General features: G+C 49.8%; 8 protein-coding genes. All 8 read right to left on the reverse strand.

The genetic code is table 11. The features are described 5' to 3' along the window. Positions 1–93: 93 nt before the first annotated feature. Positions 94–510, reverse strand: a complete 417-nt coding sequence (locus tag CWE11_RS03790) for an AbgT family transporter (RefSeq protein ID WP_241971719.1) — start codon at positions 508–510, stop codon at positions 94–96. Between the two features lie 105 nt (positions 511–615). After that, a complete protein-coding gene (locus tag CWE11_RS03795; RefSeq protein WP_126776287.1) occupies positions 616–1,578 on the reverse strand; it encodes a DUF3667 domain-containing protein in 963 nt (320 codons plus the stop codon). Between the two features lie 79 nt (positions 1,579–1,657). Then, positions 1,658–1,783 carry a hypothetical protein gene (locus CWE11_RS12205; RefSeq protein WP_275540955.1) on the reverse strand — a complete coding sequence of 42 codons (126 nt, stop codon included), beginning with the start codon at positions 1,781–1,783 and terminating at the stop codon, positions 1,658–1,660. 73 nt (positions 1,784–1,856) lie between these two features. Continuing rightward, entirely contained in the window at positions 1,857–3,668 is a 1,812-nt protein-coding gene (locus CWE11_RS03800) for a putative bifunctional diguanylate cyclase/phosphodiesterase (protein WP_126776288.1), read from the reverse strand. A 131-nt stretch (positions 3,669–3,799) separates the two neighbouring features. Continuing rightward, on the reverse strand, positions 3,800–5,353 hold the full coding sequence (locus tag CWE11_RS03805) for a phospholipase D family protein (RefSeq protein ID WP_126776289.1): 1,554 nt from the start codon (positions 5,351–5,353) through the stop codon (positions 3,800–3,802). Between the two features lie 82 nt (positions 5,354–5,435). After that, a complete protein-coding gene (locus CWE11_RS03810; RefSeq protein WP_126776290.1) occupies positions 5,436–7,682 on the reverse strand; it encodes a putative bifunctional diguanylate cyclase/phosphodiesterase in 2,247 nt (748 codons plus the stop codon). Positions 7,683–7,773: 91 nt separating this feature from the next. After that, the gene (locus CWE11_RS03815) at positions 7,774–10,464 is read right to left on the reverse strand and encodes a cation-translocating P-type ATPase (protein WP_126776291.1); all 2,691 of its coding nucleotides are present in this window, start codon (positions 10,462–10,464) and stop codon (positions 7,774–7,776) included. Positions 10,465–10,479: 15 nt separating this feature from the next. Further along, positions 10,480–11,835, reverse strand: a complete 1,356-nt coding sequence (locus CWE11_RS03820; RefSeq protein WP_126776292.1) for an MBL fold metallo-hydrolase RNA specificity domain-containing protein — start codon at positions 11,833–11,835, stop codon at positions 10,480–10,482. Positions 11,836–11,951 lie beyond the last annotated feature (116 nt).

The raw sequence follows: 11,951 nt of genomic DNA on the forward strand, positions 1-11,951 counted from the left end.
CTAATTTCAGGGCTTCTGCTTTAAATTCTTGTGTGTGGACTTTGCGTGTTTTATTTGCTTTCATGATTCACCTCGTTAAGTGATTTTACTCACTTAGCTCGGTGTCCAAAAGTACTGGTACGGATCAGGGAGCCATTTTTCAGGAATGCCGCGGCTGACTTTTTTCAAGACGGCTGCGAACAAGCCAGAATGCTCCGCGACACCGACCCCTAGCATCACGATCAAAATAACCCCAAGAACACCGCCACCAAAGCCAAGCCAATTCGCAAGCAGCGCGTTATCAAATAGCCAAACTACATTTTCACTGGCGAGCATGTTGCGTATTTCATGCTGAACTGGCTCTCCAGCAGCACCAAACGTCTCAAAGGAGAGCCCACCAATCAGGGCAGTTAGAATCAGAGTACCCGCTAAAAACCAAATAAAAAGAATAACCGGGTCAGGAATGCGTCGACCGACGCGTTCGACAAATGCAATAAAGCCAGTTTGGGATTCAGATGGAGTGGATGACACGATGTTTCCTTGCTTTCGAGGTAAAAAGACCTGTCTTACGGGACGCCATGAGGCATCCTAAAACAGGTCTTAGGAAATGTCATCCCTCGATGACCATTACGGATTTCAGGTGCCGAGAACCGAAAGGATAATGGTGACAAACAACATGCACGCAAGAACAACGCTGTAGATAAAGCTGGTGAGAAAGAACTTAAATAGGGTCAGCCCCCATGATTGACGATAAAACCGTTTTTGCGTTAGAAGCAACATGATCGGAATCCACCACCATGCCACGATGACAAGCCACTCCAGAGGCCAAATGAAAAGCTGCGGAATCGACCAGGTTAATATTTGATTTATCGCGAGAATAAACAGGAGGGAGAGTAAGATGAATCCATGCGTATGTAGCGCTAATACCATATGCTCAACGTAATATCGGCCAGAGAGAATGTAGAGCCCTTTGAGCAATAGCGCAAAAATTGGGAGCATCACGAGCATGAACTGGGGTGCAAGTGAAAAAAATCGTTCGATAAAGATTTTCGGGTGTTGCTGTAAAAACTGAAGCTTCGCATTGATTTCGGCATTCTGAGCTTCGTCAAGGAACCCGATTTGTATCTCTCCCGTCCCCGAGCTGTATCGGGGCAATGAATCATCCCATTGCTCCTCAAATATTTGCTGAACGGCGGGATCATTCGTACCTAAAAATTGCAGCCCAGAACCCAGGTTAGAGAAAACAATGAAGGCAATCAACGAAACAAAAATATAGAGCCGCAACGGCGGAACATAAGGCGCTCGTTTCCCTGCCACATATTGGTTCGAAAGAAAGGCTGGGCGTACCATCAGGGGGATCAAGGTTCGCCACAACCGGCCATCCCAATTCCCCATTTCGCCAAATAACTCAGTGATTAAACGAAAGACATTGCGAATATAATTTTTATCTTCCTGTCCGCAAACATGACAAAATGCGCCGAGTAAAGGCGTATGACAATTTGCGCAACACGATGTTTTTGGGCTCACCTCATCGACTGATTCGCTTTGAGGCTCCGAACGCGCGGGATCGTCCGGAGTAGTGGGTGTAATTAGGGCCATAAATGCGAAACCAGCTCCGAACAATGCGTCTCAAACTTGGCTTAACTCTATACCTTAATTTCAGTCCCGCAAATAAAATTTATGAATCGAGGTCATCTTGCCGCTTTTGTTCTTCTTTTCGAAACCACCAGATTAAATAGCCGGCAATCAATGCAATCACAGCAACCGGTATAAATACCAGCATTAAAATAGGACCGAATCCCATAATATCCCCCTTTATTATTTATTTTAGCTTGCCACAAACAAGGGGGAATGAAAACGATTGCCGAAGGTTCACGTTAGGACGCTTTACGTTTAAGCCATGTCTGTCTAAATACATCCGCAGGTAATGGCTTCCCGTACATAAAGCCCTGCACATACTGACAACCGAGTTCCTTGAGCATATCTGCTTGAGCTTGCGTTTCAACGCCTTCCGCTACAGCGGTGAGTTTTAAGTTCTTCGCCATCGCTAAGATGGTGCTGACCAGACTGGTATTATGTGCATCATCCGGGAGCTTGCTAACAAAGGAGCGGTCGATCTTCAACGTATTTACAGGAAAGCGGCTCAAGTAACTGAGTGATGAGTACCCAGTTCCAAAGTCGTCAATGGCAATGGATATCCCGCGATCTTGAAGCTTCTGAAGTAACCTCATGGCGCGCTCTGGCGAGCGCATCATGACGCTTTCCGTCACTTCTATGCCCAAATGGTGGCTCGGAATATCTTGGGTTGATTTGATAAAGTAATCGACAAGATAAGGACTATCAAGCTGCTGCGCGGACACATTAATCGCCAATACACCAGGAAATTCAAAACCTGCATCCAACCATTCTCTGAGTTGCTGCGTCGCCGTGCGTACAACCCAGTCTCCTAACTCACGAATAAGGCCGCGTTCTTCTGCAAGCGCAATAAACTCAACCGGACTGACAGCTCCCCATCGCTCGTCGGTCCAACGGCAAAGTGCTTCAGCCCCTTTCAACTCACCGGTTCGAATATCAAACTGAGGTTGGTAATAAAGACTCAATTTATCGCTTCGAATCGCTTGTGCGAGGCGCTCAATTTTTGATTGCTGTTGCTGCAGATGCTCTCCCATGGAGGCATCATAAATTCGACTTTTCGTTTCAACTCGTTTTGCGTGTTCGAGTGCGATGCTTGCATGTTGGAATAACGAGCCCGACGCTTTTGTATCCATAGGATATTGCGCCGCCCCAACATTCACCTCAACAAATCGTTCCAGCTTGCTATCAATTTTCACAGGATCATGAAACGCCGATTTTATCCGTTCAATCGCCAGTGCAAGATCAGCGCCACTCACGCGGGGCATAATAATGGCAAACTCATCACTTCCGAATCGGGCAAGGAACTCATGTTTTTCGCAGTATCTTTGGATACGGCGAGCCACCAAGCTAAGTAAAATATCACCCACATCATGCCCGTGCGTATCATTGATTTCCTTAAAGCGCCGGATATCTAACACCACCAGACTCACAGGCCATTGTTCCCGCATCGCTTCATAAAGCTCTCGTTCGAGGCGCTCCGTAAAGGCAGCTCGGTTCGGAAGGCCGGTTATCGTATCCGTGTAGGCAAGTTCTCGAATGCGTGCCATGGTGGCCTGTCGCTCGAGTTCCACGCCAATTTGAGCTCCTGAGATCCTCAGAACCTGGCGCGAAACGTCCTCAAAATCAAGAGGCTGACTATGCATCACGCCGATTAAGCCAAGCTTCTCGCCCGCTCGATTGAGTAGCGGGAATCCCATATACGCTTGAATCCCAAGATCTGCCAACATAGTATCTTCAGGAAAAAGTTCAGCGACACCATCCGCGTAGTAGCAAGTATCCAGCGCTCCGACGGTTTCACAAGGCGTGCCGTGCAATGGGTATTCGCTAATTTTCTTGTGCCCTTGGGGCGTGTAGAAGCTAACCGGCGTGGCAACGTGGCGATGAGGATGCATACGGGCGATCAGCACGTAATCGGCATTCAATAGATGTGAAAGACGTTGTGTAATCAGGTCAAAAAAAACGTCCTCGCCAACATGTGTAAAGCTGTCGGCAAGCTGTCTGAAAATATCTCCTGCATGCTTTGATAACGCATGATCGGCAAGACCAGAACTCATAGCAGGCTATTTTTCCTTATGTGACATACATCGAACACTATATCGTTCTATTAAAGTAGCAGTAATATACTATTTGGTAGATGAGGGTTTCCCCTCAATTTTGCTCTAAACAACCGAATTTCATCGGAAAATCATAACAACCAATCAATAGGAAGCCAGGAAAGCGTGCGGACTGCTGCTCGTTTAAAGCGCGTGGTATGCGGATCGACGTCGTGGCGTATAATTTCCCCTGCGTTTCTCTCAAGCCAATACAAGCGCCCTTGTGGGGATAATCTAAGCTCATATGCAAGGAGCGGCATGCGTTCAACAAAGGTTTGATCGATACGACGCGCGAGCTCTGGGCTCTCGATCACAAAGCCAAGTTCTGTGTTAAGGGCGACTGAGCGCGGATCAAAGTTAAATGAGCCGACAAAGATTCTTTCGCCATCCACCGCAAAGGTTTTTGCATGCAAACTCGCAGCACCACTGCCAAAGCGCGGCGGTGGTTCCTCCTCCGAGCCTCCATTATGCGAAATACGACGCATTTCAAAAATACGGATACCTGCCTCTAACAGCGGCTTCCGCCATTTCGCGTAGCCCGCGTGCACAATGGCAACATCAGTCGCTGCAAGTGAGTTGGTTAGGATGGTGATTTGTACCCCCTGCTCCGCCAGTGCAATGAGCGCATCGGTGCCCGCCCGCGTCGGCACAAAGTAGGGAGAAACAAGTTCAAAATAGCGCTCTGGATTACCAATCGCACGCTGCAATTGGTAGGAAATCAGCTGTGCGCCTTCCGCATCACCGAGCCCCTTGGAGGGGTCATCACTCACCATAATGGCATTGGCCCAAATAAATGGGAGTTCACCCGCCATCAATGCGCGCACGCGCGGCGTATTGGATACGGTTTGAAGGTACGCTGATACAGCTTCTTCCGCAGCCATCATTTCCGCGATGGGTTCTGGCGCATAGCGAGAGCTTTTCCGTGTGACATCCGCCACAAAGTCGAGCGGGAAAGCCGACCGGCTTGCCCAAAAATGGTCAAAATCTAAGGATACCTCTTGCACAACCGGCCCAATTGCCAAAACATCAAGGTCAGCAAAGAGTAAGTTCTCATCCGTACCAAAGTAGCCGTCGCCAATATTGCGCCCACCGACGATTGTTGCTTGATTATCCGCGGTGAACGATTTGTTGTGCATCCGCCGATTGGCGCGGTTGAAGTCTGTCACAAACCCCCAGACACGCGAATTCCGATGTACAAATGGGTTAAACAAGCGAACTTCAATATTCTCATGGGCGTGAAGATGATACAGCACCCCTTCAAGTGAGCGGGTATTCAAATCATCGAGCAACAGACGGACTCGCACGCCACGTTCTGCAGCTTCGTAGAGTGCAGATAGAAGTAAGCGCCCTGTTTTATCGTTCCGCCAAATATAATATTGAACATCCAGTGTTTGCTCGGCGTTCTGAGCAAGCACAAGGCGCGCAGCGAAAGCATCGAGCGCATCATCCAATGGGTAGATACCAGATTTGCCGGGATGGAGGTCCACTTTCGGAGCAAACGATTGACCGAGTTGCGTTTGGCGCGATTCAGCTAGCCCCAACGCCGACGATTGCGTGCGACCGTCAAGCTCAGGGAGCGAAGCGCAGCCAATTAAAACAAGGATGCTTAGGATTGCAACAAGTGCGAGGCGCCAAAATCTTCCCATCTTTATCTGATTCCCCTTCACCCTAAAAACTAGAGAGTTTCCGTACGTTATTCCGAGCGATGGCGAATTCTATCAGAGTTTATTACGCAATGCTGCTGAACTCTTGCTCCAGCACCGAGAGTAATTTCGGTCGACAAAGGTAAAATCCTTGTGCAAACCCACAGCGGTGCTCCCTCAAAAAGGTTAGATGCTCTTGCGTTTCCACCCCTTCTCCGACCGCATCGACCCCCAACTCATGCGCAAGTGCTAGCATCGCGCGGGCGATCGGCTCGTAAGGGTGACTCGGGCCACTCGCGTGCACAAAGGTCCGATCGATCTTAATAATATCGATTGGCAGGGTTTGTAAATAACGCAAACTCGAATAACCCGTTCCAAAATCATCGAGGGCAATCTTGAAACCTGCATCATGGAGCTCCTCAAGGGTCTGAACCGCATTGGAGAGCTCACTGACCAGAACATTCTCCGTCAGCTCAATCACAATACATTCGGGCAACACCTTGTATTGACGTGTCATCTCAAGCAATTCTTCAAAAAAGCCTTGGCGATTTAATTGGATAGGCGAAAGATTCAAGCCCACCCGCTCCATGCCCAGCGCTTTGAGTCGTGGGATGTCTCGGCATACCTGCTCCAAGACCCATCGGCCAACCGCGATGATCTGCCCGGTCGTTTCTGCCAAGGTAATAAATTCACCAGGCGGAATAATGCCACGGGTTGGATGACGCCACCGAATCAAAACCTCAGCCCCAACGACCTGACCATTTGTTCGGTATATGGGCTGATATTCCAAGAAAAACTCGTCGTTAGTTACGGCGGTATGGAGTTCATGGCGCATCATAACGTGGTGCTCTAACTTCTCATTGATTGCATCACTAAACCATTCGTAATTGTTATTCCCACGGCGCTTTGCTTTATACATAGCCATATCGGCTTGTTGAATAAGCACAGAGGGATTTTCTGTATCAGGCTGACTCAAACTTAGGCCGATACTTGCGGTCAGGGTTAAACGCCGCTCACCCACCGTAAAGGGCTCACTCACAGCCACGAGCAACCGCTCTGCAATTCGGTTCGCGTCGGCCTCGTTAACTGGACTCGCTAAGACAACAACAAACTCATCACCACCAAAGCGGGCCAGCGTATCGCCATCGCGAATCAATCTAACCAAACGAACGGCCACCTGCTGCAATAAGCTGTCACCTACATCATGCCCTAAGCTATCGTTGATCGGTTTGAAGCCATCTAAATCAAGAAACATGACCGCAAGACTCTCGTTGTGGCGTTGCGCCGATCGCCATGCCTGCGCCAGCCGATCTTCAAGCAACATCCGGTTCGGCAATCGGGTCAATACATCGTGGGTCGCATGCCAAGCCAACTCGTCTTCTTGCTGCTTGCGTTCCGTTACATCGTTCTGAATTCCAACAAAATGAGTCAGCTCGCCCGCGCTGTCCCGTACCGGTGCAATATACAAGTCATTCCAAAATAGGGTGCCATCTTTTCGATAGTTTTTGAGTGTTGTCTGAACATCTTTTTGCTTTATCAAGCGGTTTCGGATCTGTTCGATTGCGCGAGGATCCGTGTCGGCTCCTTGCAACATCGAACAATTCCTTCCCAACATCTCATCCTTCGCATAGCCCGTCATTTTCTCAAAGGCTGGATTCACATAGACAAGCGGCCAACCCGGGCGCTTGGCGTCCGCAATGACCACGCCATTCACACTTGCTTCAACACCGCGTTTGAGGGTACTCAGCTCGGTTTGTTCTCGCTCACGCGTAAGAATAAGCACCGTCAGCTCCCTCGCTTGCTCCAACAAACGAAGGTGATCAGAACGAGGCTTCGAGACGCGCTTAAAATACAACGCAAAGGTTCCAAGAATATCACCTTGCAGATCCATACATGGCTGCGACCAGCACGCCACAAGCCCGTACTGGTCTGCAAGCCCGAGGTATGACTGAAAACGCGCGTCCTGACGGAGGTCCGGCACAAAGACAGGTTGTTTATGAAAAGCGGCATCACCGCATGCCCCGTTTTTATCGGCAATCGGGAAGCCATGCAAATGCGCGAGAAAATCCTGCGGCAGGCCAATTGAAACAAAAGGGCTTAGCGTCTGCTTGTCCTGATCCGCAAGCATCACAGAACACATAGCGCCTGGAATTTGTGCCTCGATCAAGCGACAAATTTCGCGCAACTTAAGGGACACATCCACATTACTTAAGACGAGCCGCAATGCAGCTTGCTCGGCGAGAAGCAACTGTTGATAGCGTTTCACTTGCCGTATATAAAACCCAACGACGCCCAAAAGAACCAAGGCAACGAAGATTAGAATAATCTGCACGAGAATCCCTCAGTTTAAAACCGTCATCCATTTATCGGGTATCTCACAGGTATACGTCATAAACGGTATTTCTGCCCAACTTGATGCGGAATTAACCGTGAGCCTGAGCATCGTTGATTTTTCGGCTTTGCAACCATGTGCGAAGGAATTTCTCAACCTCGAGAATCACGAAGACCAGAACCCCAACTCCGATACACAACAGTCCGTGTTCAAAGCGCAGACCCTCGGTTGCAAACCATTGCTGCATAAATGGCGCGTAAGTGAAGATAAGCTGCAATACAAATACCAAGCTAACCGCATAAAAGATTGGACGCGTGCCTTTTATTCCTTCGCGCGAAAATGACTTCCGACGCAAGTAGCGGACACTAAATAAATACCAGACTTCCATCGCCACCAAGGTATTCACTGCCATGGTTCTCGCATAGCCGTCACTAAACCCTTGCTGGCTAGCCCACTGAAAGATTCCGAAAATTCCAATCGTGAAAAGCGCAGAAACCAAAGTAATCCGCCATAATAAGGCGCCCGAGAGGAGTGCTTCACGAGCGGGTCGAGGTGGCCGTTGCATGATATCGCGCTCCCCTCGCTCAAACGCGAGCGCGAGGGCAAGCACAATCGAACTCACCATGTTCACCCACAAGATCTGCAACGGAAGGATCGGAAGCGTCAAAGCAAAAATAAGCGCTAGCATAATCGCAAGCGACTCGCCGCCATTGACCGGAAGCAAGAAACTGATGGCTTTTTTTAAGTTGTCGTAGACCGTACGCCCTTCGCGAACTGCATGGACAATTGATGCAAAGTTATCATCCGTGAGTACCATTTCACTGGCTTCGCGCGCCGCGTCGGTCCCACTCTTGCCCATTGCGATGCCGATATTGGCCTGCTTCAAGGCCGGTGAATCATTTACGCCATCGCCCGTCATGGCAACAATATCGCCATGGGCTTGCAGCGCTTGCACGAGTCTCAGCTTGTGCTCAGGTGTGGTCCGCGCAAACACAGCTGTATCATGAACGCGCTCTATCAATTCGTCATCCGACATGCGTTCAAGATCAGCACCAGTCAGCACGTGATCTGCATGTGTGATTCCAAGTTGTGCAGCAATCGCAGAGGCAGTGAGTGCGTGATCTCCGGTAATCATCCGCACCGCAATTCCCGCTTCTTGACACTCTCGAACCGCCTGGATCGCCTCTGCACGTGGAGGGTCAATGAGACCCGTAATCCCTAAAAAGCGAAGTCCGCTTGCAAGCGTTTCGTGAGATAGAACGGTATCTTCGTTCACCTCACACATAGCAAAGCCCAGTACACGACGTCCCTCCTGTGCCTGTTTTGCAATTTGGTTATGCCAATAATCGGTGTCCGTTTCACAACGCTTCAAAAGCTGTTCAGGCGCCCCTTTCACGAACACATAAAAATGCTCCACGCCTTGTTCGTCTTGATACCCATGAAGCGTCGCCATGTATTTGTGGGAAGAATCAAATGGAAGCGTCTTTAGACGTGGCCATTCAGGCGTTAGCCGACGATTTGATCGTCCTGCGCGCTCCGCAAAAACAAGTAATGCCGCTTCCATCGGATCGCCGAGAACGATGCGGACACCATCGCGCTCTTTGAATGTTGAATCATTACAGAGCGCCGAAATACGGGTCATCCAAAGCAGTGCATCGTCATCGTTATGCCAATTTTCAATTGTTCCCTCGGATGCATATCCCTCGCCAGTCACCTCGTATGCTTGGTGTTCAGTTAAGGCACTGACCACCATCATTTCATTGCGCGTTAACGTGCCGGTTTTATCCGAGCAAATGGTCGATACCGCCCCGAGCGTCTCGACCGCTGGCAAGCGCCGAATGATAGCGTGTCGAGAAGCCATTGTGGTAACACCCAGCGCAAGTGCAACCGTAAGTATGGTGGGTAATCCCTCTGGAATCGCAGCAACAACCAGACTCACCACAGCCATAAATAAATAGGCGAGCTCATAACCACGAACCCACCCCAAGAAAAACAGCAGTGCGGCACATCCGAGAATTACATACGTCAGATATCGAGCGAAAATATTCATCTGCTTTATCAATGGCGTTTCCAGGGAGTCCACTCGCCCAAGCATTTGGTTAATTAAACCAAGTTCGGTGTGCCGCCCCGTCGCCGTGACAACCCCCACCCCCTGCCCATAGGTAATCAGGGTCCCGGCAAACGCCATAGTCCGTCGATCCGCAAGCGGAGCCTCTACGTCAACTGCATCCGTCTGCTTGCTAATTGGGACCGACTCGCCGGTAAGCGCCGCCTCCTGGCATTGCAACGATGAGGATTCAATAATTCGAACATCCGCGGGCACTTTCTGCCCCGCTTCAAGAATTAAGATATCGCCGGGGACGAGTTCTTGTGCATCAATCACCGTATGGTCACCGCCACGAACCACTCGCGCTTCAGAACTCAACATCGATTGAATTGCACTCAGCGCGCGCTCAGCTTTTCCTTCCTGAATAAAGCCGATGAGTACATTGACCAGAACAACAGCCAGAATGACTGCCATATCGAGCCATTCAGCCAGCATACCCGCCAAGATCGCCGCCACTAATAGCACGTAAATCAGGAGATTATGGAACTGACGAAGCAACCGCTTCCACCACGGGTTCGGCGCTGCCACTGGAAGCGTATTCAGTCCATACTGAATCCGTTGACGGGTAATCTGTTCCTCACTCAACCCATCGTGAGGTTTCACCGAATACTGTTGAAGTATCGCTTCGACTGGCTGACTGTGGGCCACATTCTGGTCGTGAAGATCCGGTTTCATCGCAACCTCAACTTCTTATAAATGCAAAATACTCATGTAATCTGGAATGTCGACATCGAAAGAAGTGTGTTCGCTGAGGAAATCTCGGAACGTTTCCAATGCCTCGGGTTCTCCATGAACAAGCTGAATGCGCGTGCCGTGCGCGAGATTCGACTCACCGAGCCATTGATGCAACTCAATGTAGTCCGCATGACCCGAGAGACCCTCAAGGTTCTTGATCTTCGCGCGAATCGGGATCCATTCTCCATGGAGCTTTATATGCTCGACACCCTGCAACATTTTTGCGCCGCGCGTTCCGCCGGCTTGATATCCAGCAAACAACACCGTCGATCGGTGGTCACTCAATCCGTGCTTAAAGTGATGGAGAATCCGTCCCCCGGTGGCCATACCACTCCCTGCAATAATAATGTGGGGGCCATTGATATTGGCGATTGCCTTTGACTCATCAACAGAGTGGGTATATTCCACCACCTGTTCAATCCGACGACATTCAGCTTCAGTCAATTTGTGGTATTCATGATGGGCCCGATAGATATCAGAGACCGAAATTGCCATCGGACTATCCAGAAATACAGGAATCCGCGGCACGGTTCCTGCATCCATCAGTTTTACAATCAGATGCTGCATGAGTTGTGCCCGACCGACAGCAAAACTGGGAATCATGAGCATTCCGCCGCTTTTCGCAGTTTCTTGAATAACTTCCGCCAGCTCCGCCTCGATATCCGACGCTTCATGTCGTCGGTCGCCATAGGTTGATTCAAGCAACAACACATCCACCGGAGCGATTGGCTTTGGCGCTTTCATCAGTGGGTCATCATATCGCCCTACATCACCGGAGAAGCCGATCCGCTTCCCCTCCGCTTCAAGAAAAACACAGGCGGCACCGAGAATATGCCCAACAGGTGACAACGTGATCTGAATATCGCCAATCTGAAACCTTTGCCCAAACTCAACACCACGAAACAACTTGCACGCCTTGGTCGCGATTTCAGCCGTGTAAAGCGGCTCGGGCTTCTCGTGTTTACTCAGCTTATGGCGTTCAAGATACTTGGCATCTTCTTCTTGAATCTTGCCACTGTCGGGCCAAAGAATTCTGCACAGGTCCGCAGTTGCATGATGAGCAAAGACAGGATTTCGGTAGCCATGCTTGTAGAGAACAGGAAGAAATCCTGAGTGATCAAGATGGGCATGGGTCAACACGACACCGTCGACATCTTGAATACCGAGCGGGAGTGGATGCCAATTTCGTTTGCGCAGCCATTTGTAGCCTTGAAACAAACCACAATCAACGAGAATTCGCGTGGTTTGCGTTTCGACTAAATACTTGGAGCCGGTGACGGTCTCCGTGCCACCTAAGAAAACAATTTTCATAGCCTCAATAATTCCTTTTCAATTGCCGCGTTATTAGCAATAAACCTAGCGTGCAAGTGCTCGGTCTGCCACTTGAACGCGGAGGAATCGGCAACTCAATGTCACGCCCACCTCGA

The sequence above is a fragment of the Aliidiomarina sanyensis genome, from assembly GCF_003987175.1.
Taxonomy (GTDB): Bacteria; Pseudomonadota; Gammaproteobacteria; order Enterobacterales; family Alteromonadaceae; genus Aliidiomarina; species Aliidiomarina sanyensis.